This window comes from Brachybacterium sp. AG952 (assembly GCF_004362645.1).
In the GTDB taxonomy this organism is placed as follows: domain Bacteria; phylum Actinomycetota; class Actinomycetes; order Actinomycetales; family Dermabacteraceae; genus Brachybacterium; species Brachybacterium conglomeratum.
Genome location: NZ_SNXV01000001.1, coordinates 975,261 through 998,739, shown reverse-complemented (window position 1 = coordinate 998,739; position 23,479 = coordinate 975,261). Strand labels below are relative to the sequence as shown.

The 23,479-nt window shown below is 68.6% G+C and carries 16 protein-coding genes; 1 reads left to right on the top strand and 15 read right to left on the bottom strand.

From position 1 onward, the window contains the following. Positions 1–9: 9 nt before the first annotated feature. The 8 genes from rplB to ngcE form a co-directional block, all read right to left on the bottom strand. Positions 10–846, bottom strand: a complete 837-nt coding sequence (rplB, locus tag DEU31_RS04375) for a 50S ribosomal protein L2 (RefSeq protein ID WP_010550330.1) — start codon at positions 844–846, stop codon at positions 10–12. A 43-nt stretch (positions 847–889) separates the two neighbouring features. Then, positions 890–1,192: a 50S ribosomal protein L23 gene (gene rplW / locus DEU31_RS04370; protein WP_010550331.1), complete on the bottom strand. Its 303-nt coding sequence runs from the start codon at positions 1,190–1,192 to the stop codon at positions 890–892. After that, the gene (gene rplD / locus DEU31_RS04365) at positions 1,189–2,136 is read right to left on the bottom strand and encodes a 50S ribosomal protein L4 (protein ID WP_010550332.1); all 948 of its coding nucleotides are present in this window, start codon (positions 2,134–2,136) and stop codon (positions 1,189–1,191) included. Before rplD ends, rplW begins: the two co-directional genes overlap by 4 nt. A 5-nt stretch (positions 2,137–2,141) precedes the next feature. Continuing rightward, positions 2,142–2,822, bottom strand: a complete 681-nt coding sequence (rplC, locus tag DEU31_RS04360; protein WP_010550333.1) for a 50S ribosomal protein L3 — start codon at positions 2,820–2,822, stop codon at positions 2,142–2,144. Positions 2,823–2,833: 11 nt separating this feature from the next. Beyond that, complete coding sequence (gene rpsJ / locus DEU31_RS04355; protein WP_010550334.1) at positions 2,834–3,142, bottom strand: 30S ribosomal protein S10; 309 nt, start codon at positions 3,140–3,142, stop codon at positions 2,834–2,836. A 540-nt stretch (positions 3,143–3,682) separates the two neighbouring features. Beyond that, positions 3,683–4,597, bottom strand: a complete 915-nt coding sequence (locus DEU31_RS04345) for a carbohydrate ABC transporter permease (protein ID WP_133676000.1) — start codon at positions 4,595–4,597, stop codon at positions 3,683–3,685. Next, positions 4,594–5,601, bottom strand: a complete 1,008-nt coding sequence (locus DEU31_RS04340) for a sugar ABC transporter permease (protein ID WP_133675998.1) — start codon at positions 5,599–5,601, stop codon at positions 4,594–4,596. Before DEU31_RS04340 ends, DEU31_RS04345 begins: the two co-directional genes overlap by 4 nt. Further along, positions 5,598–7,070, bottom strand: a complete 1,473-nt coding sequence (ngcE, locus tag DEU31_RS04335) for an N-acetylglucosamine/diacetylchitobiose ABC transporter substrate-binding protein (RefSeq protein ID WP_010550337.1) — start codon at positions 7,068–7,070, stop codon at positions 5,598–5,600. The genes DEU31_RS04340 and ngcE overlap by 4 nt, the downstream gene beginning before the upstream one ends. A 292-nt stretch (positions 7,071–7,362) precedes the next feature. On the opposite strand from ngcE, the gene DEU31_RS04330 reads away from it, so the two are divergent. Beyond that, positions 7,363–8,388 carry a general stress protein gene (locus tag DEU31_RS04330; RefSeq protein WP_133675996.1) on the top strand — a complete coding sequence of 342 codons (1,026 nt, stop codon included), beginning with the start codon at positions 7,363–7,365 and terminating at the stop codon, positions 8,386–8,388. Between the two features lie 431 nt (positions 8,389–8,819). Here the strand turns inward: DEU31_RS04330 and tuf are convergent, their stop codons facing one another. The 7 genes from tuf to rpoB all read right to left on the bottom strand — a co-directional run bounded on the left by tuf (position 8,820) and on the right by rpoB (position 23,043). Then, a complete protein-coding gene (gene tuf / locus DEU31_RS04325) occupies positions 8,820–10,007 on the bottom strand; it encodes an elongation factor Tu (RefSeq protein WP_010550339.1) in 1,188 nt (395 codons plus the stop codon). A 124-nt stretch (positions 10,008–10,131) separates the two neighbouring features. Then, positions 10,132–12,279: an elongation factor G gene (fusA, locus tag DEU31_RS04320; RefSeq protein ID WP_133675994.1), complete on the bottom strand. Its 2,148-nt coding sequence runs from the start codon at positions 12,277–12,279 to the stop codon at positions 10,132–10,134. A 91-nt stretch (positions 12,280–12,370) separates the two neighbouring features. Next, the gene (gene rpsG, locus DEU31_RS04315) at positions 12,371–12,841 is read right to left on the bottom strand and encodes a 30S ribosomal protein S7 (protein ID WP_010550341.1); all 471 of its coding nucleotides are present in this window, start codon (positions 12,839–12,841) and stop codon (positions 12,371–12,373) included. Then, entirely contained in the window at positions 12,841–13,215 is a 375-nt protein-coding gene (gene rpsL / locus DEU31_RS04310; RefSeq protein WP_010550342.1) for a 30S ribosomal protein S12, read from the bottom strand. The genes rpsG and rpsL overlap by 1 nt, the downstream gene beginning before the upstream one ends. A 599-nt stretch (positions 13,216–13,814) precedes the next feature. Next, positions 13,815–15,098, bottom strand: coding sequence for a resuscitation-promoting factor (locus tag DEU31_RS17265; RefSeq protein ID WP_133675992.1), 1,284 nt, complete (start codon positions 15,096–15,098; stop codon positions 13,815–13,817). Between the two features lie 454 nt (positions 15,099–15,552). Next, positions 15,553–19,437 carry a DNA-directed RNA polymerase subunit beta' gene (locus DEU31_RS04300; RefSeq protein WP_010550344.1) on the bottom strand — a complete coding sequence of 1,295 codons (3,885 nt, stop codon included), beginning with the start codon at positions 19,435–19,437 and terminating at the stop codon, positions 15,553–15,555. A gap of 117 nt (positions 19,438–19,554) precedes the next feature. Beyond that, the gene (gene rpoB / locus DEU31_RS04295; RefSeq protein WP_133675990.1) at positions 19,555–23,043 is read right to left on the bottom strand and encodes a DNA-directed RNA polymerase subunit beta; all 3,489 of its coding nucleotides are present in this window, start codon (positions 23,041–23,043) and stop codon (positions 19,555–19,557) included. Positions 23,044–23,479 lie beyond the last annotated feature (436 nt).

Below are 23,479 nucleotides of genomic sequence, written 5' to 3'. Positions count from 1 at the left end.
TTCTCCCTATCAGCGCTTCTTGCCGGTCCGACGACGGCGCACGATGAGCTTGTCGCTCTCCTTGCCCGGCTTTCGGGTACGGCCCTCGGGCTGACCCCAGGGCGACACCGGATGACGACCACCCGAGGTGCGGCCCTCGCCACCACCATGGGGGTGATCGACGGGGTTCATGACCACGCCGCGGACGTGGGGGCGCTTGCCCTTCCACCGCATGCGGCCGGCCTTGCCCCAGTTGATGTTGGACTGCTCGGCGTTGCCGACCTCGCCGATGGTGGCGCGGCAGCGGGCGTCGACGTTCCGGATCTCGCCGGAGGGCATACGCAGCTGGGCGTACGGGCCCTCCTTGGCGACGAGCTGCACGGAGGCGCCGGCGGAGCGGGCGATCTTCGCGCCGCCGCCGGGGCGGAGCTCGATCGCGTGCACCACGGTGCCGAGCGGGATGTTCTTGAGCGGCAGGTTGTTGCCGGGCTTGATGTCGGCGCCGACGCCGTTCTCGATCCAGTCGCCCTGACGCAGCTTGGCCGGCGCGAGGATGTAGCGCTTCTCGCCGTCCAGGTAGTGCAGCAGCGCGATGCGCGCGGTGCGGTTGGGGTCGTACTCGATGTGAGCGACCTTGGCCTTGACGCCGTCCTTGTCGTGACGACGGAAGTCGATCACGCGGTAGGCCCGCTTGTGGCCGCCGCCCCGGTGACGGGAGGTGATACGACCGTTGCTGTTGCGGCCGCCGGACTTGGACAGCGGGCGCACCAGGGACTTCTCCGGCGTGGACCGGGTGACCTCGACGAAGTCGGCGCCACTCGAGCCGCGACGACCGGGAGTGGTCGGCTTGCTCTTACGAATTGCCATGTGGGTTTCCCTCAGACTCTCTGCTCCTCGGAGATCGGCCGCCTCAGGCGACCGACCCTCCGAAGATGTCGATGGCTCCGTCGGTCAGGGTCACGATGGCGCGCTTGGTGTCCTTGCGCTTGCCCATCCCGAAGCGCGTGCGACGCGCCTTGCCCTGACGGTTGATCGTGTTCACCGAGGAGACCTTGACGTCGAAGATCTTCTCGACGGCGATCTTGATCTCGGTCTTGTTGGCGTCGGCGGCCACGACGAAGGTGTACTTGCCCTCGTCCATCAGCCCGTAGCTCTTCTCGGAGACGACCGGGGACAGCACGACGTCGCGGGGATCCTTGTTCAGCGCGCTCACTTGGCGGCCTCCTCATCGGACGAGGCGGACTCCTTGACCGCGTTCACGAACCCGGCGGCCTTGGCGGCCTCCGGACTCGCGAACCAGACCTCGGCCTTGGTGCGGCCGTACCACGGGGAGTCCGGGGTGTGGAACTTCATCGAGCCCTGGTTGCCCTTGATGTCGAAGCCCTCGGGAGCGGAGCCGTCGGCCAGCGGGGCCGCGGAGCCCTCGCCGAACGGGGCGTCCTGGGCAACGACAGACGCGGCAGCGGCGGCAGGAGCCGACGAGCCGGCCTTCGCCGCGGCGAAGATCGAGGTGGGCAGGGTCAGGGAGGCCTGGGCCACGAAGTCCTCGAGCGCATCGGCGGTGAAGACCACGTCGTCGGACAGCATGACGTCGTAGGTGTTCACCTGGTCCGCGTACAGGACGTGAGCGGCAGGCAGGTTGCGGGTGCTCAGGGCGCCCAGGTCGTCGTCACGACGCACGACCACCAGCAGGTGGCGACGGTCGGAGACGTGCGACAGGGTGACCTTCGCAGCCTTGGTGGAGGCGGACTCGCCCGCGAGAAGCGAGGAGACGACGTGCACGCGGCCGTTGCGGGCCCGGTCCGAGAGGGCACCGCGCAGGGCGGCGGCCTTCATCTTCTTCGGGGTGCGCTGGCTGTAGTCGCGCGGGACGGGCCCGTGGACGGTGCCGCCGCCGGTGAACTGCGGGGCGCGGAGCGAGCCCTGGCGGGCTCGGCCGGTGCCCTTCTGCTTCCAGGGCTTCTTGCCGCCGCCGCGCACCTCGGCGCGGGTCTTGGCCTTGTGGGTGCCCTGGCGGGCGGCCGCCTGCTGGGCGACGACGACCTGGTGGATCAGGGCCACGTTGGTCTGGACGTCGAAGATCGACGCAGGCAGCTCGACGGTGCCGGACTTCTTGCCGGCCGGGTCGAGCACGTCGACGGTCAGATTCGCTGCCATCGGGCTCAGGCCTCCTTCGCGGGAGTCTTGACAGCCGAGCGGACCAGCACGAGGCCGCCCTTGGGGCCGGGGACGGCACCCTTGACGAGCACGAGGCCCTTCTCGACGTCGACCGCGTGAACGGTCAGGTTCTGGACACTGGTGCGGTCGCCGCCCATGCGGCCAGCCATGCGCTGGCCCTTGAACACGCGACCGGGGGTGGAGGCGCCGCCGATGGAGCCGGGCTTGCGGTGGTTGCGGTGCTGGCCGTGCGTGGCGCTGACGCCCGCGAAGCCGTGACGCTTCATGACACCCGCGGTGCCCTTGCCCTTGGAGGTGCCCACGACGTCGACCTTTTGGCCCGCGGTGAAGACCGACGCGTCGATCTCCTGGCCGAGGGAGTAGTCGGCGGCGTCGGAGGTGCGCAGCTCGACGAGGTGGCGGCGCGGGGTCACGCCGGCCTTCTCGAAGTGGCCCTTGAGCGGCTTCGACACCTTGCGGGGGTCGATCTGCCCGAAGGCGATCTGGACCGCGTCGTAGCCGTCGGTCTCGACGGAGCGGACCTGGGTAACGACGTTCGCGCCGGTCTGCACGACGGTCACGGGCACGAGCTTGCCGTTCTCGTCCCAGACCTGGGTCATGCCGAGCTTGGTGCCGAGCACGCCCGCGACGGGGGTGGCCTTCTGGCCGGTCAGTTCGTTGCTCATCTCCACCACCCTCAGAGCTTGATCTCGATGTTGACGTCCGCCGGCAGGTCGAGGCGCATGAGCGAGTCCACGGCCTTGGGCGTGGGGTCGACGATGTCGATCAGTCGCTTGTGCGTGCGCATCTCGAAGTGCTCACGGGAGTCCTTGTACTTGTGGGGCGACCGGATCACGACGAACACGTTCTTCTCGGTCGGCAGCGGCACCGGGCCCACCACAGTCGCGCCCGCGGAGGTCACCGTGTCGACGATCTTGCGCGCCGAGCTGTCGATCACCTCGTGGTCGTACGACTTGAGCCGGATGCGGATCTTCTGTCCCGCCATGGCGTCCTGTCTCTCTTCTTCGTCTGGCATGGATGCGGCCTCTCCCCGGTACCCGAGGACGGGCGTGTCGGCCTGTGCGGAGCGTAAGAGCCCAGCACAGGACCGCCGAGGATCGGCTGCTTCTGCGTCGGATCCCTACCTCTGATGCGCACTCCGCACGATGGTGCGGTTCGCATCCTCGGGACGGACCTCATCCGGTGATCATTCGCCGAGGTGGACCTCGGAGAACGGAACCGGGCATGTCGGCCCGCGCAGACAACTCGAACAGTCTGCCAGACGGGCGCACGACCCCACAAGGGAGAGTGTCGTGCACCCCGTCACAACGGGGGCGCTGGCGGCCGCGCCCTTCGGCAGCGGCGGCTGCGGCTGCGGCTGCGGCTGCGGCTGCGGCTGCGGCTGCGGGGATCGTGCTCCGGCCACGATGCCGGTCCCGGCGCGATGGAGGGCCGGGGCCACGGTACGGCATCCGCGCCGCCGGTGTCCCGGCCCTCCGCTCCTCGTCGCTCCCCGGCGCTGCGGGCCGGGGCGAGCGGGGTGCTGCTACTTGTTCGTGCTGGGGCCGAGCCCGCCCTGGAGCTGGCGCTGGAAGATCACGTAGACGATCAGCACCGGCAGGATCGTGATCGTGACCGAGGCGAACATCGCGCCCCAGTCCGATTCGTAGCCCTGCTGCGCCTGGAGGCTCTTCAGGCCCTGGGCGAGGACGTACTTGTCCTCGTCGGTGTTCAGCACCACCGGCAGGAGGTACTGGTTCCACAGGCCCAGGAAGTTGAAGATCGTGACGCTCATCAGGCCGGGTGTGGCCAGCGGCACCATGATCTGGAAGAAGGTGCGGAAGTCTCCGGCGCCGTCGATCGCGGCGGCCTCGGCGATCTCTTCCGGCAGCTGCCGGAAGAAGGCGTAGAGGAAGAACACCGTGAACGGCAGCGCGAAGCCGACGTAGGCGAGGATCAGCCCGATGTACGTGCCGCGCAGGCCCATGTTCATCAGCACGAAGAACAGCGGGACGACGGCGAGGAAGATCGGGAACGTGAGCCCCGCGATCATCCCGTAGTAGATGATCCGACGGCCGGGGAACTCGAAGCGCGCCAGGACGTACGCGCACATCGCGCCCAGCAGCATCACCAGGAACAGCGCACCGCCGACGACGATGAGCGTGTTCACGAAGTAGCGGCCGATCCCGGCCTCGGTCCAGGCGGTGATGAAGTTGTCGAGGTTCCACTCGCTCGGCATCGAGAACGGCGAGGTGAGGATCTCCCGGGACGTCTTGAACGAGCTGTAGACGGTCCACAGCAGCGGCAGCACCACCGCGAGGGTCCACAGGATCAGGACGATGTGGGCGACGCCGGCGAAGGCGCGGTCGCCGCGGCTGCGGCGGGGCCGACGAGGCTCGATCCGACGCGTGCTGCCCTCCCCTGCGGAGGCGGCGGCGTCGAGAGGCGGGGCCTGGGTCATGCGCCCTCCTTCGACCGGCTGCCGAACAGCACGATGACGGCCATCAGCATCGTCACCAGCGCCAGCACCACGCCCATCGCCGAGGCGAGGCCGAACTGCGAGCGCGCGAAGGCGGTCTCGTAGAGATAGCGGGAGACCACCTCGGTGCTGCGAGCGGTGCCTCCCGACGGGGTCATCACCGAGACGTAGACGAACATGTCCAGCGCCATGATCCCCATGTAGACCACCGCCGTGGAGACGTTCTCCCGGATCTGCGGGAGCACGACCTGTGCGGCGAGCCTGACACGGCCGCAGCCGTCGAGCCGGGCGGCCTCGATGATCTCCGAGGGGATCGCCTTGATCGCGGCGACGAACAGGACCATGTAGAAGCCGACGAGCGACCACACCACGGCCAGGATGATCGCGCCGAGGGCGAAGCGGGGATCGCCGAGCCAGGCGGTGCCGACCAGCCGGACGTCCGCGCCGAGGGCGTTCAGCAGCCGCAGCGGGAGGTTCAGCAGGCCGTTGAGCAGGCCACCGTTGGGGGAGTAGATGAAGGCGAAGAGGATGCCGATGACGACGGCCGGCAGCACGTAGGGGAAGAAGCTCACCACGCGGTAGATGTTCGAGCCGCGGATGCCGTGGATCTCGCCCTTGGTGTCCCCGCCGATCGTGACCATGACGGCCAGGACGAAGGCGAGGGTGATGGTCACCGTGGGCAGGATGATCATCAGCAGCAGGTTGTTGCGCAGCGCCTTGAGGTAGACCGGGTCGGTGAAGATCCGGACGTAGTTGTCCAGGCCGATGAAGTCGGCGTTCCCGCTGACCCCCTTCCAGTCGGTGAGGGAGTAGTAGAACGCCTGCAGGAAGGGCGAGACGACGAAGACGATGTAGACCAGCAGCGGGAGGCCGAGGAAGACGGCGAAGAACAGCAGGCGCGACGGCGCGGGGCGCCGGCCGCGCCGCACGCGGGGTGCGTGCGGCGCGCCCGACGGCCCGGCGAGGGTCGTGGTCGGGAGGCTCATCCCTCGACGTCGAACTTCTCGATGCTGTCGTCCTCCCGCACGCGGTCGAGGACGGCCTGGGAGCGCTCGCGCACCTCGTCGGCCTTGATCCCGCCGCTGAGGAACTCGTTCCAGATCGGCTTGAAGTCCGGCCCGAGGCCGTACCAGTCCGTGAAGTTCCAGGTGAAGACGTTCTCGCCCGCGGCCTGGATCATCTCGTTCGCGGAGGCCAGCGCCGTGGAGCCGAAGGCGTCCTCGGGCACGGAGTCCTTCACGATCGTGGTGGAGGAGGTGACCTTCGCGAAGTTCTGCGCCTGCTCCTTGGAGAGCATCACGCGCAGGAACTCGAGGCCGCCTGCGCCGTTCTTCGCCTGGGCCGGGACCTGGAAGGGCTCGCCCGCGGTGCCGTGGATGGCCTCGGCCGGCATCGCGCCGTCCGTGCTCAGCAGCGGCTCGGGGCAGCCGGTCATCGCGAAGTCGTCGGGGGTGACGCCCTTCTGCTCGTTCTCGATCCACGAGCCGGAGGGGTACATGACGGCCTTCCCGGTGACCCACTGCGCCTGGGCCTCGGTGTGCTTGATGCCGGCGCCGCCGGGCAGGAAGAAGTCCGCCGCGACCGCCTCGCCGATGGCGTCGATCGCCTGCACCACGGCGTCCTGCTCGTAGGCTCCCGCATCGAGGGAGTCGAGCGCCGTGGCGACCTCCTTGCCGCCCTGCTTCACCGCCATCGCGATCGCCATGGTGTGGTAGTAGTCCGCGGCGTTCTGACCGCCGAAGGCGAAGAGCGAGAGCCCCTCCCCCGCGGCATTCTCGCCGATGGTCATGACGTCGTCCCAGGTGACCGGGGCGCTCCAGCCCTTCTCCTCGAACTGCTTGGCGGAGTACCACAGCGCGAACACCGTGTACACGTAGTTCAGGGAGTAGAGCTTGCCGGAGTAGGTGCCGGGCTCGAGAGCGCCGGGCAGGAGAGACTCCTCGATCGTGCCGCCGTCGATGGAGGGCGCCTTGATGAGCTCGTCGAGCGTGGCGAGCTGCCCCTCGGAGATGAGGGCCGCGGAGTTCATCGCCTGCGCGCCGGAGTTGTCGAAGACGTCCGGCGGCTCGCCGGCGACGAAGCGGGGCTGCAGCTCGGGCTGGATGTCGACGGTCGAGCTGACGTTGACCTCGATGCCGTCGTGCAGCTCGGACATCGCCTTGCCCGCGTCGATCGCGTACTGGTCGCCGTAGCCGCCGTTGAAGATGACGACCTCGACGGGCTGGGAGGGGTCGACGCCGAAGGGGTTCTCGTCGCTGACCTCGCCGCCGCCCTCGGCGACGCCGCCGCCGTCGGAGCCGCCGTCCTCGTCGCCGCCGCCGCCACCGGTCGCGCAGGCCGCGAGGGCCCCGGCGCCGACGCCCGCACCGGCCAGCGCGAGGAAGCGCCGGCGGGATGCCGCGAGACGGTCGAGGGGGGTCAGCGGCAGGTTCGTGCTGTCACTGGGAGTGTCCATGGGATCTCTTTCGTCGTTGAAAGGGGCGGGTTCGCCATGCCGAGCGCGCACCCGAGGGTGTCGTGGCCCACATGCTACGCCGCAGTATGTCCAGAACCCGTCCGAATCCGTCCCGGGCGCGTCACGTTTTCATATACCCGGTCAGAACCTCCCCGTCGGCGCGCGGCGGCGTCCGGTGCGAGGGGGCGGGGAGCGCCGTCCGCCCGACACGGCCACGAGCACCGCGCCGTGTTCAGGGATCGCCCCGGGAGCACTCAGGCGGATCCGGAACCGGGGGGCTACCGTGACCCCCATGAGTCAGAGTCCCTACGCCCGCCAGAGCCCCTCGGCGTCGTCCCCGCTGACCGCGCGCCTCTACGACCTCGAGTACCCGCGGTCCCTCGGCGTGTACAGCACCTACCAGGAGGTGCAGTCGGTGGTCGACACCCTCGCCGACCACGAGTTCCCTGTGCAGTCCACGCTGATCGTCGGCACGGATCTGAAGCTCATGGAGCGGGTCACCGGCCGACGCACCTGGCCGAAGGTCATCGGGCAGGGCATCCTGTCCGGGCTGTGGATGGGTCTCTTCCTCGGGCTGCTGTTCATGCTGATCACGCCCGGCGATCTGATGATCGTCCTGTCGAGCGTGCTGATGGGCATCGTGTTCTTCACCGTGTGGTCCGTCATCGGCTATGCGATGACCGGAGGGAAGCGGGACTTCACCTCGATGACCTCGACGATCCCCATGCAGTACGAGCTCCTGGTCGAGCACAAGCACGCGGACCAGGCGAGGCGCATCCTCGCGGAGTCCGGTGCCGGGCCGGCCGTGGCCCCCTCCCCCGCGGCCGCGCCGCAGACCTCCCCCCAGGCGAGCGGACGCTTCGGCAGCTCTGCCCCGACGCAGGGCGGCGGGCAGTACGGCGCTCCCGCCCCCACGCAGGGCGGAGGGCAGTACGGCGGTCCCGCCGGGCAGGGCGGTCCCGGATACGGCGCACCCGGCCCGCAGCAGAGCGGGTTCCCTGCGCAGGGTCAGGCCGGGCAGCAGGGCGTCGGCCCGCAGCACGGCGCGGAACAGCAGCAGGGGTTCGGCGCCGCCCCCGCGCCCGGGAGCAGCACGGACCAGGCCGGTGCACCGTCGCGCCCGCACCGCCCGAGCTTCGGGCAGCCGGCCGGCACCCCGCAGCGCGAGGACGCCCAGGCGGGCAGCGTGCAGGACGGGACGGCGACCGGGGACCACCGGAACCCCGGCACTGCGCCGCAGGATGGCGCTGCACAGCAGGACGGCGCCGCGCCGCAGGACGGCGCCGCGCCACAGGACGGCACGACGCCGGAGCGCTGAGCCTCCCGACGCACCGCATCTCCAGAGCCCCCGGTCGACGATCCGTCGGCCGGGGGCTCTCCTGTGCCCTGTCTCCGGCCCACGAGCCTCCGTCTCCGGACCACGGGATCCTGCATGTCCATTCCGGCGACGCCGGAGAGGCGCACCGTCGCCCCGGCTCGCCGCCGTCCAGCCCGGCCCTCGCCCTGCCCGAGGCTCCACGCGCTCCGGCGCGGACCTCGGCCCGCGACGACCTCCGTCCCGCCTCGACGGAGCATCGTCCAGGGACTGCTGCGCCGTCGGCCAGCCGAGGGACGACCACCTGGTCGTCCCCGCCCCGAATACCGTCCGGAGATGCGAGAAGGCCCCGCACCGGCGAACCGGTGCGGGGCCTTCTCTGCGCGGTGCCCCCGAGGGGGCGAGCCACGTCGGCGGGGTCTCCCCCGCTCAGATCACTTGTTGATCTTGGTGACGCGGCCGGAGCCCACGGTGCGGCCACCCTCACGGATGGCGAAGCCGAGGCCCTCCTCCATGGCGATGGGCTGGATCAGCTCCACCGACATCTCGGTGTTGTCGCCGGGCATGACCATCTCGGTGCCCTCGGGCAGCGTGATGACGCCGGTGACGTCGGTGGTCCGGAAGTAGAACTGCGGACGGTAGTTCGAGTAGAACGGGTTGTGACGGCCGCCCTCGTCCTTGGACAGGATGTAGACCTGCGCCTCGAACTCGGTGTGCGGGGTGATGGTGCCGGGCTTGGCCACGACCTGGCCGCGCTCGACGTCCTCGCGCTTGGTGCCGCGGAGCAGCAGGCCGCAGTTCTCGCCGGCCCACGCCTCGTCCATCTGCTTGTGGAACATCTCGATGCCGGTGACCGTGGTCTTCTGGGGCGCACGGATGCCGAGGATCTCGATCTCGGAGTTGATCGCGAGCTTGCCGCGGTCGACCTTGCCGGTGACGACGGTGCCACGACCCTGGATCGTGAAGACGTCCTCGATCGGCATGAGGAACGGCTGGTCGAGGTCACGGACCGGGTCCGGGATCTTCTCGTCCACGGCCTCCATGAGGTCCTCGACGGACTTGACCCACTTGGGATCGCCCTCGAGCGCCTTCAGCGCGGAGACCTGGATGACCGGCGCGTCCTCGTCGAAGCCCTGGGAGCCCAGCATCTCGCGGACCTCCATCTCGACGAGCTCGAGGATCTCCTCGTCCTCGACCATGTCGGACTTGTTGAGGGCGGCGAGCAGGTAGGGGACGCCGACCTGCTTCGCGAGCAGCACGTGCTCACGGGTCTGAGCCATCGGGCCGTCGGTGGCGGCGACCACGAGGATGGCGCCGTCCATCTGCGCCGCACCGGTGATCATGTTCTTCACGTAGTCGGCGTGGCCGGGCGCGTCGACGTGCGCGTAGTGGCGCTTGTCGGTCTCGTACTCGATGTGCGAGACGTTGATCGTGATGCCGCGCTGCTTCTCCTCGGGCGCGTTGTCGATCGTGTCGAAATCACGCTTCTCGTTGACCTCGGGGAACTTGTCGTACAGGACCTTCGAGATCGCGGCGCTCAGCGTGGTCTTGCCGTGGTCGACGTGACCGATGGTGCCGATGTTGACGTGCGGCTTGGTCCGCTCGAACTTGGCCTTGGCCATTGTGGTGTCCTCCTAGGACTTTCTCGTGGTACTTCTGGATCGGGATCGGATCCCCTCCCCGAGAGGAGGGGGTCCGAGGGAAGCGGGGGAACAGGAGAAGGAGCCTACCTGCTCCCCCGGCCTCTCACTCGCCCCGGGTCTTCGCGACGATCTCGTCCGCGATGCTGGACGGGACCTCCGCGTAGCTGTGGAACTGCATCGTGTACATCGCACGACCCTGGGTCTTGGACCGCAGGTCGCCGACGTAGCCGAACATCTCCGACAGCGGGACGAGAGCACGGACGATCTTGACCCCGCTCGCGTCCTCCATCGACTGCACCTGCCCGCGACGCGAGTTCAGGTCGCCGATGACATCTCCCATGTACTCCTCCGGAGTACGGACCTCGACGTCCATGAGCGGCTCGAGGATGACCGGCTGCGCCTTGCGCAGGGCCTCCTTGGCGGCCATGGAGCCGGCGATCTTGAAGGCCATCTCCGAGGAGTCGACGTCGTGGTACGCGCCGTCGATCAGGGAGGCCTTCACGTTCACGACCGGGTAGCCGGCGAGGATGCCCGACTGCAGGGCGTCCTGGATGCCCGCGTCCACGCTCGGGATGTACTCGCGCGGGATGCGGCCGCCGGTGACCTTGTTCTCGAACTCGTAGAACACGCCGTCCTCGGCATCGGTCAGCGGACCGAAGGTGATCTGCACCTTCGCGAACTGGCCGGAGCCGCCGGTCTGCTTCTTGTGGGTGAAGTCGTACTTCTCCACGACGCGCTTGATCGTCTCGCGGTAGGCGACCTGCGGCTTGCCGATGTTCGCCTCGACGTTGAACTCGCGGCGCATGCGGTCCACGAGGACGTCGAGGTGCAGCTCGCCCATGCCGCGGATGACCGTCTGGCCGGTCTCCTCGTCGAGCTCCACCTGGAAGGTCGGGTCCTCCTTGGCGAGCTTCTGGATGGCGACGCCGAGCTTCTCCTGGTCGCTCTTGGTCTTCGGCTCGATGGCCACCGAGATCACGGGCTCCGGGAAGCTCATGGACTCCAGCTGGATCGGGTTCGCCGAATCGGTCAGGGTGTCACCGGTGGTGGTGTCCTTCAGGCCGATGAACGCGTAGATGTGGCCGGCGAAGGCCTCGTCCACGGGATTCTCCTTGTTGGAGTGCATCTGGAAGAGCTTGCCGACGCGCTCCTTCTTGCCGGTGGTGGCATTGAGGATCTGCTCGCCCTGCTTGACCTGGCCCGAGTAGACGCGGACGTAGGTCAGCGATCCGAAGAACGGGTGCGCTGCGACCTTGAACGCGAGCGCCGAGAAGGGCGCGTCCCAGTCCGCGGCGCGGGTCAGCTCGACCGACTCGTCGCCCGGCTTGTGGCCGACCATGTCGGGAACGTCGAGCGGCGAGGGCAGGTAGTCGATGACACCGTTGAGCATGGGCTGGACGCCCTTGTTCTTGAAGGCGGTGCCGCAGAAGACGGGGTAGGCCTCGGAGTTGACGGTCAGGTGGCGGATGCCGGCCTTGAGCTCGTCGACGCTGAGGTCGCCCGCCTCGAGGTACTTGTCCATGAGCTCCTCGGAGCTCTCGGCCACGTCCTCGACGAGCTTGCTGCGGTACTCCTCGACCGTCTCGCGGAGGTCCTCCGGGATCGGGATCTCGCGCTGCCACTGGCCGAGCGAGGGATCACCCTTCTTCGAGTTGATCGCGGCCATGTCCTCCTCGAGCGTCTCGGGCCAGTCGTAGGCCTTCATCTCGACGAGGTCCACCACACCGGTGAAGTCGTTCTCCGCACCGATCGGAACCTGCATGACCAGCGGCTTCGCTCCGAGGCGCTCGATGATCGTCTTCACGGTGAAGAAGAAGTCGGCACCCAGCTTGTCCATCTTGTTGACGAAGCAGATGCGCGGGACGTCGTACTTGTCGGCCTGGCGCCAGACGGTCTCCGACTGGGGCTCCACGCCCTCCTTGCCGTCGAACACCGCGACGGCGCCGTCGAGCACGCGGAGCGAGCGCTCCACCTCGACGGTGAAGTCGACGTGACCGGGGGTGTCGATGATGTTGATCTGGTTGTCGTGCCAGTAGCAGGTCGTCGCGGCCGACGTGATCGTGATGCCGCGCTCCTTCTCCTGCTCCATCCAGTCCATCGTGCCGGCGCCGTCGTGGGTCTCGCCCATCTTGTAGTTCACGCCGGTGTAGAAGAGGATGCGCTCGGTCGTGGTGGTCTTGCCGGCATCGATGTGAGCCATGATGCCGATGTTGCGGACCTTGTTCAGGTCGCTGAGCACTTCGAGTGCCACGGGCTTGTGCCTTTCTGGAGAACGGGTGCTGCAGGAGCCGCCGGACGGCGATCGGTGGGGCCCACCCGCGAGGGCGGACCCCACCGTGCTCTCACCAGCGGTAGTGAGCGAAGGCGCGGTTCGACTCGGCCATCTTGTGAGTGTCCTCGCGGCGCTTCACAGCGGCACCGAGGCCGTTGGAGGCGTCGAGGATCTCGTTCATCAGACGCTCGGTCATGGTGTTCTCGCGGCGGGCGCGGGAGTAGCTGACCAGCCAGCGCAGCGCCAGCGTGGTCGAGCGACCGGGCTTGACCTCGATCGGGACCTGGTAGGTCGCACCGCCGACACGGCGGGAGCGGACCTCGAGCGACGGACGGATGTTGTCCAGCGCCTTCTTCAGGGTCACGACCGGATCCTGGCCGTTCTTCTCACGGGCGCCCTCGAGCGCACCGTAGACGATCCCCTCGGCGACGGTCTTCTTGCCGTCCAGGAGGATCTTGTTGATGAGCTGGGTGACGATCGGCGAGCCGTAGACCGGGTCGACGACGAGCTGGCGCTTGGGAGCGGGGCCCTTACGAGGCATTACTTCTTCTCCTTCTTCGCGCCGTAGCGGGAGCGCGCCTGCTGGCGGCCCTTGACGGCCTGGGTGTCCAGGGCGCCTCGCACGATCTTGTAGCGGACACCGGGCAGGTCCTTCACACGGCCGCCGCGGACGAGCACGATCGAGTGCTCCTGCAGGTTGTGACCCTCGCCGGGGATGTAGGCGGTGACCTCGAGGCCGGTCGACAGCTTCACACGCGCGATCTTGCGCAGCGCAGAGTTCGGCTTCTTGGGGGTCTGGGTGTAGACGCGCGTGCAGACACCGCGGCGCTGGGGCGAACCCTTGAGCGCGGGCGTCTTCGAAGCGGACGACCGGGCGTCCCGCCCCTTGCGCACCAACTGCTGAATAGTGGGCACAGCTTCTCTTCCTGTTCGGCCATCGGGACTGTTCATCCCGCTGGATCGACTTCTTCGACCGTTCGCACGGCCGGCGACCCGATCCGCCGCTCCCTTGGCCCGGGAGCTCGGCGGTTCGACCCGCCCGTCAGGTGATGGCACCTGCCGGGCGTCCTGGAGGACCGTGATCGGTGCCCACGGGCAGCGGCCGGGCCAGGCCGACTCCCCGCTTTCGGGCACGCCGCGAGGATCCGCTCCTCGCGGGGGACGCCTCCCGCCGGCTCCGAGGAGCGGCGGTTCTGTCCCGGTCACGACCAGAGGGCACTCCGGACGCGGACTCGATTCTACTGAGACGCGCACGATGCGGTCAAAGCTTCGCGTCCCATCCGACGCAGATCACATGACGGCATGTGGCCGGGAACTTGCATCGAGGTGAAGCGGCAGGGTACGGGACCGGAACGCCACGAGCGCACCGCAGATGCGGCGCGCTCGTGGCGTGAGAGGGGCGTATCGATCGGCTGCGCTCTCGCGCTGATCTCCTACCGCTCGTTCCTCGCAGTACGTCGATCAGCGGCGCTCTCGCGCTGATCTCCTACCGCTCGTTCCTCGCAGTACGTCGATCAGCGGATGCCGAGCTTCGAGGTGCATGCGGGCCAGGCGCCCCAGCCCTGGCCGGCCTGGACCTTCTTCGCGATGTCGATCTGCTGCTCGCGGGTGGCCTGGTGGGCGACCGGGGCGTACTTGCCGCCGCCGAAGGCGAGCCAGGTCGACTTGGTGAACTGCAGGCCGCCGGAGAAGCCGTTGCCGGTGTTGATCGACCAGTTGCCGCCGGACTCGCACTGGGCGAGGCGGTCCCACACGCCGCCGGACGCGGCGGCGGGGGCGGAGGCGCCGGTGTTGCCGGACTCCGAGGACTTCTCCTCGGTGGACTCGGTGGACTCGCGCTCGGAGCTGCGGTTCGACTTGGTGTCGGACTCGCGCTTCTCGGTCTTCGGAGCCTCCTGGGCGGCGGGAGCGGCCTGCTCCTCCTCGACCTCGGCCTCGGGCTCGGGCTCGGGCTCGGGCTCGGGGGCGGGCTTGGTGCCCTTGGCGACGACCTCGGTGACGGGCTCGGCGACGACCTTCTCCGAGACGAGCTCGGACTCGGTGACCTCGCCGTCCACGACCGTGTCGGTGTAGACCTTCTCGGTCGAGCCGGCCTTGCCCTCGGTGGTGGTCTTCGTGGTGCCCTCGACGAGGGAGTCGTCCTCGACGGTCTTCGTCTCGAAGGGGATCTCCTCGGTCTCCTTGCGCTCCTTCTCGCGGACGCGGTGGATCTCGTGGGTCGCGCCGTCCTCGAGGACGGTGTCGAGCGGGACGTCGGAGGTGTCGGTGTCCTCGACGTCGCCGAGGACCTTCTTCATCGCCTCGCCCACGGTGAGGGCGGTGACCTCGAAGGTGTCCTGGCCGTACTGGCCGACGAAGGTGACGGTCTTGCGGGTGACCACGGAGACCTCGCCGTCGACGTCCTCGAGGGAGGTCTCGGGGGCGGGGCTGATCGCGGCGCCCTCGGCCTTGTACTCGGTCTCCGCGAGCGCGTCGGCGACGGTGTCACCGGTGGTCAGCAGCTCCTGCTCCTCGCCGTCGATGGAGACGGTGACGGGGGTGCGCTGGACGACCTGGATGTCCATGCCGTCGGTGACGAGCTCCTCGAGGCCCGGGGTCACGAGGTCGGTGTCCTTGACCTCGATGCCCTGGGCGGCGAGCAGGTCGCCGACGGTGGGCTGGGAGAAGATGCGGACCGCGGTCTCCTCGCCGTAGGCGGTGATCTGGGCCTCGTTCGACATCGCGAAGGCGGTGCCGCCGCCGCCGACGGCCACCACGCACACGGTCGCCGCGCCGACGATCCACGGAGTCTTCTTCACTGTTCCACCTTTTCCCTGCCGCGTCCGCGGCCTTCACGTGTCGTTCCCTGAGCGTCGGATCCCGCGGGGCGGGATCTGCAGCTCCGGCACGCGCGCACCCCCGCGGGCGCGGGGAGGTGCTGCAGGAAAGGTCGCGTGGGAACTGCCGGGTGCCACTCTTCCGTTCTTCTCCACCTGACGTAAGGGGTGAAACCGGACTTTGGGCTGGGGCCCACGAGGCCTTTACCCTCTCGTGAACCTCCGCGTCCGACAGATCACGCAGGGCCCGGTCAGAGGCGTCTTCAGCGCGACGCAGGCCACTCCCCCGCCCTCCCGACGGGCCCTCGGAGGGCGTTTCCTCCACAGGACGCCTGCAGGACGCAGGAACGCCGCGGGGCGGCCCCACCGTGTGGTGGGACCGCCCCGGGGCGTTCTCGGTCAGAGGGCGCTCAGCACCCGCTCACCGCTGCTCCGCTCACCGGAAGTCGGTGCGGAAGGGATCGGCGTAGTCGATGTCGTCGAGGTTGACCGCGCCGGTCTGGCCGAAGCCGGAGAAGTCCAGCTCGTCGTAGCCCGGCACCTGGTACATCTGCGCCTTCGCCTCGTCGGTGGGCTCGACCGCGATGCGGCGGAATCGCGACAGGCCGGTGCCCGCCGGGATGAGCTTGCCGATGATGACGTTCTCCTTGAGCCCCATGAGCTGATCGCTCTTGCGGTTCAGGGCGGCCTCGGTGAGCACCCGGGTGGTCTCCTGGAAGGAGGCCGCCGAGAGCCACGACTCGGTCGCGAGCGACGCCTTGGTGATGCCCATCAGCTCCGGACGGCCCGAGGCCGGCTGACCACCCTCGGAGAGGACCCGACGGTTCTCCCGCTCGAAGGTGACGCGCTCGGCGAAGTCGCCCGGCAGCAGACCGGTGTCGCCGGACTCGATGACCGTCACGCGACGGAGCATCTGGCGCACGATGACCTCGATGTGCTTGGCGTGGATGTCCACGCCCTGGGAGATGTACACCTTCTGGACCTCGTCCACCAGGTGCTGCTGCACCTTGCGGGGGCCGAGGATGCGCAGCACCTGCTTGGGATCGACGGAGCCCTGGGTGAGCTGCTGGCCGACCTCGATGTGGTCGCCGTCGGCGATCAGCAGCGTGACGCGCTTGGAGACGGTGTAGGTGACCTCGTCCGAGCCGTCGTCCGGCGTGACCGTGATCCGGCGCTGCTTGTCGTTCTCCTCGATCGCGGCGCGACCGGAGAACTCGGAGATCGGCGCGAAGCCGGCCGGGGTGCGGGCCTCGAACAGCTCCTGCACACGCGGCAGGCCGTGCGTGATGTCGCCGTCGGCGCTGGCCACACCACCGGAGTGGAAGGTACGCATGGTCAGCTGCGTGCCGGGCTCGCCGATGGACTGGGCCGCGACGATGCCGACGGCCTCGCCGATGTCGACCAGCTGGCCGGTGGCGAGCGACTTGCCGTAGCACTGGGCGCAGGTGCCCACCGCCGAGTCACAGGTCAGCACGGAGCGGATCTTCGCCTCGCGCACGCCGGCCTCGACGAGCTGCTCGATCAGCACGTCACCGAGCTCCGCGCCGGCCGGGGCCGCCTCGGTGCCGTCGGCGCCGATCGCGGCGGTGGCGAGGACACGGCCGTAGACCGTGGACTCCGCGTGCTCGTGGGGACGGAGCACGCCGCCCTCCTCGACCGCGATCGGGAGCACGAGGCCCTTGGTGGTGCCGCAGTCGTCCTCGCGGACGATGACGTCCTGGGAGACGTCGACCAGACGACGGGTCAGGTAGCCCGACTGGGCGGTCTTCAGCGCCGTGTCCGCCAGGCCCTTGCGGGAGCCGTGCGAGGCGACGAAGTACTCCAGGACCGAGAGCCCCTCCTTGTAGTTGGAGAGGATCGGGCGCGGGATGATCTCGCCCTTCGGGTTGGTGACCAGGCCGCGCATGCCGGCGATCTGGCGGATCTGCATCCAGTTGCCTCGAGCGCCGGAATCCACCATGCGGTAGATGGTGTTGGTCGACTCGAAGTTCGCCCGCATCGCCTGGTCGACCTCGTTGGTCGCCTCGGTCCAGATGTCGATCAGCTCCGCGTTGCGCTCGGACTCGGAGATGAGGCCGAGATCGCGGTTCTCCTGGACCTGGGCGGCCTTCGCCTCGTGCTTCGCGATGATCTCCGCCTTGCCGGGCGGTGTCACCACGTCGGACAGCGCGAAGGACGCGCCCGAGCGGGTGGACCACGAGAAGCCGTAGGCCTTCAGCGCGTCGAGGGACGCGGCGACCTGGCCCTTGTCGTAGCGCTCGGCGAGGGCGTTGACGATCCCGCCCAGGCGCTTCTTGCCGACCTGGCCCTGCACGAAGGGGAAGTCCTCCGGCAGCGTCTCGTTGAAGTACACCGCGCCGAGGGTGGTGGTGAGGGTGATCGGGTCGCCCTCGGTCCAGCCCTCGGGGGCCTCCCAGTCGCTCGGCGGGACGGTGTCCTCGAAGCGGAGGGAGACGGGCGCGTTCAGGTGCAGCTCGCCGCGATCGAAGGCCATGATCGCCTCGGCCACGGAGGAGAAGGAGCGGCCCGCGCCCTCGACGTCCTCGCGCACGGTGGTGATGTGGTACAGACCGATGATCATGTCCTGCGCGGGCATGGTGACCGGGCGGCCGTCGGACGGCTTGAGGATGTTGTTCGAGGACAGCATCAGGATGCGGGCCTCGGCCTGCGCCTCCGCCGACAGCGGCAGGTGCACGGCCATCTGGTCGCCGTCGAAGTCCGCGTTGAAGGCGGCGCACACCAGCGGGTGCAGGTGGATCGCCTTGCCCTCGACGAGCTGCGGCTCGAAGGCCTGGATGCCCAGGCGGTGCAGGGTCGGCGCACGGTTGAGCAGCACCGGGTGCTCGGTGATGACCTCCTCGAGCACGTCCCAGACCTCGGGGCGGGCGCGCTCGACCATGCGCTTGGCGGCCTTGACGTTCTGGGCGTGGCTGAGCTCGACCAGGCGCTTCATCACGAAGGGCTTGAACAGCTCCAGCGCCATGCCCTTGGGCAGACCGCACTGGTGCAGCTTCAGCTGCGGGCCGTTGACGATCACGGAGCGAGCGGAGTAGTCCACGCGCTTGCCCAGCAGGTTCTGACGGAAGCGGCCCTGCTTGCCCTTGAGCATGTCGGAGAGCGACTTCAGCGGACGGTTGCCGGGGCCCGTGACCGGGCGACCGCGACGGCCGTTGTCGAACAGCGAGTCGACCGACTCCTGCAGCATGCGCTTCTCGTTGTTCACGATGATCTCGGGGGCGCCGAGATCCAGCAGCCGCTTGAGGCGGTTGTTGCGGTTGATCACGCGACGGTACAGGTCGTTGAGGTCGGAGGTCGCGAAGCGGCCGCCGTCCAGCTGCACCATCGGGCGCAGGTCCGGCGGGATGACCGGGACCGCGTCCAGCACCATGCCGACGGGCGAGTTGGTGGTGGTGAGGAAGGCGGAGACGACCTTGAGGCGCTTGAGCGCACGGGCCTTCTTCTGCCCCTTGCCGGTGGCGATGACCTCGCGCAGCGTCTCCGCCTCGGCCTCGAGGTCGAAGTCGGCGAGACGACGCTGGATCGCCTCGGCGCCCATGCCGCCCTCGAAGTAGGTGCCGTAGCGCAGCTTCATCGCGCGATAGAGCTGCTCGTCGCCCTCGAGGTCGGCGACCTTGAGGGTCTTGAAGCGCTCCCAGACGCGGGAGATGCGGTCGACCTCCGCGTCGTACTTCTTGCGGATCTGGGCCTGCTCGCGCTCGGAGGAGTCGCGGACCTTGCGCTTCGCGTCGGCCTTGGCACCCTCCTCCTCGAGCTGGGCGAGGTCCTTCTCCGCGGTGACGGCGCGCTGGTTGATCGCGGCGTCGCGCTCGTTCTCGAGCTCCTTGACCTCGAGGTCGAAGCGGGCCTGCAGATCGGGCATGTCGTCGTGGCGGGCCTGCTCGTCCACGTCGGTGATCATGTACGCCGCGAAGTAGATGATCTTCTCGAGATCCTTCGGGGCCAGGTCCAGCAGGTAGCCGAGACGGCTCGGCACGCCCTTGAAGTACCAGATGTGGGTGACGGGGGCCGCGAGCTCCACGTGGCCCATGCGCTCACGGCGCACGGAGGACTTGGTGACCTCCACGCCGCAGCGCTCGCAGACGATGCCCTTGAAGCGGACGCGCTTGTACTTGCCGCAGTAGCACTCCCAGTCCCGGGTGGGACCGAAGATGCGCTCGCAGAACAGGCCGTCCATCTCGGGCTTCAGGGTGCGGTAGTTGATGGTCTCGGGCTTCTTGACCTCGCCGTGGGACCAGCCGCGGATGTCATCGGCGGTCGCGAGGCCGATGCGCAGCTCATCGAAGGTGTTGACGTCGAGCACAGGTGTCCTTCTCTCGATCGGAAGTCGTGGTGTCTGAGGGAACGGGGGTCGAGGGCGGGGCCGGGAGGCCCGTCGGCGGCGCGGGGCGGCCGACGGGACCTCCCGGTCCCCCGTCCGTCAGACCTCTTCGATGGAGCCGACGCCCTCGTGGGGTCGGCGGGACAGGTCGATGCCGAGCTCCTCCGCGGCGCGGAAGACCTCCTCGTCGCTCTCCTGGACCTCCTGGGCGGTGCCGTCGCTGGACAGCACCTCCACGTTCAGGCACAGCGACTGCATCTCCTTGAGCAGCACGCGGAAGGACTCCGGGATCCCGGGCTCGGGGATGTTCTCGCCCTTGACGATCGCCTCGTACACCTTCACGCGGCCCGAGATGTCGTCGGACTTGATGGTCAGCAGCTCCTGCAGGGCGTAGGCGGCGCCGTAGGCCTCCAGGGCCCACACCTCCATCTCGCCGAAGCGCTGGCCGCCGAACTGGGCCTTACCGCCCAGCGGCTGCTGCGTGATCATCGAGTACGGACCGGTCGAGCGGGCGTGCAGCTTGTCGTCCACCAGGTGGTGGAGCTTCAGCATGTACATGTAGCCCACGGAGATCGGGTCCGGGAACGGCTCGCCGGAGCGGCCGTCGAACAGGCGCGCCTTGCCGTTCTCCTTGACCATCCGCTCGCCGTCGCGGTTGGGCAGGTGGTTGGCGATCAGGCCGGTGACCTCGTCGGCGGTGAGGCCGTCGAAGACCGGGACCGCGACCGGGGTGCCGGGCTCGCCGTGCAGCGCGGCCTCGGGCAGGTCCGCGGCGGTCGGGTCCTCGGGATCGAGCTCCCAGCCGGACTTCGCGACCCAGCCGAGGTGGGTCTCCATGACCTGGCCGATGTTCATTCGGCCGGGCACGCCCATCGGGTTGAGGATGATGTCGATCGGGGTGCCGTCCTCCAGGAACGGCATATCCTCGACCGGCAGGATCTTCGCGATGACGCCCTTGTTGCCGTGGCGGCCGGCGAGCTTGTCGCCGTCGGTGATCTTGCGCTTCTGGGCCACGTAGACGCGGACCATCTCGTTGACGCCGGTGGGGAGGATGTCCCCGTCCTCGTCGTCGGTGAAGACGCGCACGCCGATGACGGTGCCGGACTCGCCGTGCGGGACGCGCAGCGAGGTGTCGCGCACCTCGCGGGCCTTCTCGCCGAAGATCGCGCGCAGCAGACGCTCCTCCGGGGTCAGCTCGGTCTCGCCCTTCGGGGTCACCTTGCCGACCAGGATGTCGCCCGGCTCGACCTCGGCGCCGATGCGGATGATGCCGCGCTCGTCGAGATCGGCCAGCACGTCGTCGCCGACGTTCGGGATGTCCCGGGTGATCTCCTCCTTGCCGAGCTTGGTGTCGCGGGCGTCGACCTCGTGCTCCTCGATGTGGATCGAGGTGAGGACGTCGTCCTGGACCATGCGCGAGGACAGGATGATGCCGTCCTCGTAGTTGTGGCCCTCCCAGGACATGAAGGCGACCAGCAGGTTCTTGCCGATGGCGAGCTCGCCCTGGTCGGTCGAGGGGCCGTCGGCCAGGATGGAGCCGGCCTCGACGCGGTCGCCCTCGTCGAAGAGGACGCGCTGGTTGTAGGAGTTGCCGGCGTTGGAGCGCTGGAACTTCCCGATGGGGTAGGTCTGACGGGTGCCGTCGTCGGCCATCACCATGATGAGGTCCGCCGAGAGCTCCTCGATGACGCCGCCCTTCTGCGCGACGACCACGTCACCCGCGTCGACCGCGGCGCGACGCTCCATGCCCGTGCCGACCAGCGGCATCTCGGAGCGGAGCAGCGGCACGGCCTGGCGCTGCATGTTCGAGCCCATGAGCGCACGGTTGGCGTCGTCGTGCTCGAGGAAGGGGATCATCGCGGTCGCGACGGAGACCATCTGACGTGCGGAGACGTCCATGTAGTCCACGTCCGAGATCGGCACGAGGTCGGGCTCGCCGCCGGGGAGGCGCACGAGCACCTCGTCGGCGAGGAAGTGGCCGTCCTCGTCGATCTTCGCGTTCGCCTGGGCGATGATGTGGCGATCCTCGTCATCCGCGGTGAGGTAGACGATCTCGTCGGTCACGACGGAGTCGACGACCTTGCGGTACGGGGTCTCCACGAAGCCGAAGGGGTTGATGCGGGCGAAGGTCGCCAGCGAGCCGATCAGGCCGATGTTCGGACCCTCGGGGGTCTCGATCGGGCACATGCGGCCGTAGTGGCTCGGGTGGACGTCACGGACCTCCATGCCCGCGCGGTCGCGGGAGAGGCCGCCGGGGCCCAGCGCCGAGAGGCGACGCTTGTGGGTCAGGCCCGAGAGCGGGTTGTTCTGGTCCATGAACTGCGAGAGCTGGGAGGTTCCGAAGAACTCCTTGATCGCCGCGGTGACCGGACGGATGTTGATCAGCGTCAGCGGGGTGATCGCCTCGACGTCCTGCGTGGTCATGCGCTCGCGGACGACGCGCTCCATGCGGGACAGGCCCGTGCGGACCTGGTTCTGGATCAGCTCGCCGACGGCGCGGATGCGACGGTTGCCGAAGTGGTCGATGTCGTCGGTCTCGACGCGCACCGGACGGTCGTCGACGCTCGTGTACTCGGAGACGCCGTCGTGCAGGGCCACGATGTACTTGATGGTCGCGACGATGTCCTGCAGGCGCAGGGTCGACTCGGAGAGGCTGCCCTCGAGGCCGAGCTTCTTGCCGATCTTGTAGCGGCCGACCTTCGCGAGGTCGTAGCGCTTGGCGTTGAAGTAGAGGTTGTTCAGCATCGCCTCGCCCGCATCGCGCGTGGGCGGCTCGCCCGGGCGCTGCTTGCGGTAGATGTCGATGAGGGCCTCGTCCTGGGAGGCGATGCGGTCCTTCTCGAGGGTGGAGCGCATCGACTCGAACTCGCCGAACTCCTCGAGGATGTCGCTGTGGGACATGCCGAGGGCCTGCAGCAGGGTCGTGACGGACTGCTTGCGCTTGCGGTCGATGCGCACGCCGACCTGGTCGCGCTTGTCGACCTCGAACTCGAGCCAGGCACCGCGCGAGGGGATGACCTTGGCGGAGAAGATGTGCTTGTCCGAGGTCTTGTCGATCGACTCCTCGAAGTACACGCCCGGGGAGCGGACGAGCTGCGAGACGACGACGCGCTCGGTGCCGTTGATGATGAAGGTGCCCTTGTCGGTCATGAGCGGGAACTCGCCCATGAAGACCGTCTGGGTCTTGATCTCACCGGTCTCGTTGTTCATGAACTCCGCGATGACGTACAGCGGAGCCGCGTAGGTGAGGTCCTTCTCCTTGCACTCCTCGACCGTGTACTTCGGGTCGTCGAAGGTGTGGTCGCGGAACGACAGCGACATGTTGCCGGCGAAGTCCTCGATCGGGGAGATCTCCTCGAGGATGTCCGCGAGACCGGAGGTCTGCGGCACGTCCTCACGGCCGGCAGCGGCGGCCTCGGCCGCACGCTCCTGCCAGCGCTCGTTGCCCAGCAACCAGTCGAACGAGGTGGTCTGCAGACTCAGCAGATCCGGGACCTCGAGAGGGTCGCCGAGCTTCGCGAAGGTGACGCGAGGGGAGGCGGTGCGAAGTGCGATGTCGGTGGTGCGATCGGTGCTCGAGGCAGCCAAAGGGGGGTCCTTCCACAGGCCGATGACGGAATCCCAGGCGCGGCGAACACCCGTCGGGCGATGGAGCAGACGATGTCGAGGTCAGGCGACGGAACCCACGGGAGACGCGCAGCGCAAGGACCGAGCATACACAAAATCGCGGATGGAGACAAGGCCCCCGAAAGGGCTCCTCCATCCGCGTCGGCCGCTATATGCCTGGCGCGGGGTTCTCGTCGGCGCGTCCTGCCCGTCTGTCTCGACCGGCCCGGCGGTGTCATCACACCGGGCGCATGCGGCAGGATCAGCCCCGTACGGGAAAAAGTGTGGACGGAAATCGTCCCGCAGTCAAGCAGGCGGGGCCTGTGACGGGGTGTCGGGCCATGTCAGAGGCGATTCCTCGGAGCCTCGCGCAGAGATCGTGCCGGCGCTGCGCCCAGATGCCGGAGGCCCGGGAGCC

Excerpts from the sequence above, each read along its gene's own strand:
- rplB (WP_010550330.1), bottom strand. The coding sequence starts at position 846 with ATGGCAATTCGTAAGAGCAAGCCGACCACTCCCGGTCGTCGCGGCTCG.
- rplD (WP_010550332.1), bottom strand. The coding sequence starts at position 2,136 with ATGGCAGCGAATCTGACCGTCGACGTGCTCGACCCGGCCGGCAAGAAG.
- rplC (WP_010550333.1), bottom strand. The coding sequence starts at position 2,822 with ATGAGCAACGAACTGACCGGCCAGAAGGCCACCCCCGTCGCGGGCGTG.
- rpsJ (WP_010550334.1), bottom strand. The coding sequence starts at position 3,142 with ATGGCGGGACAGAAGATCCGCATCCGGCTCAAGTCGTACGACCACGAG.
- DEU31_RS04345 (WP_133676000.1), bottom strand. The coding sequence starts at position 4,597 with ATGACCCAGGCCCCGCCTCTCGACGCCGCCGCCTCCGCAGGGGAGGGC.
- DEU31_RS04340 (WP_133675998.1), bottom strand. The coding sequence starts at position 5,601 with ATGAGCCTCCCGACCACGACCCTCGCCGGGCCGTCGGGCGCGCCGCAC.
- ngcE (WP_010550337.1), bottom strand. The coding sequence starts at position 7,070 with ATGGACACTCCCAGTGACAGCACGAACCTGCCGCTGACCCCCCTCGAC.
- DEU31_RS04330 (WP_133675996.1), top strand. The coding sequence starts at position 7,363 with ATGAGTCAGAGTCCCTACGCCCGCCAGAGCCCCTCGGCGTCGTCCCCG.
- tuf (WP_010550339.1), bottom strand. The coding sequence starts at position 10,007 with ATGGCCAAGGCCAAGTTCGAGCGGACCAAGCCGCACGTCAACATCGGC.
- rpsG (WP_010550341.1), bottom strand. The coding sequence starts at position 12,841 with ATGCCTCGTAAGGGCCCCGCTCCCAAGCGCCAGCTCGTCGTCGACCCG.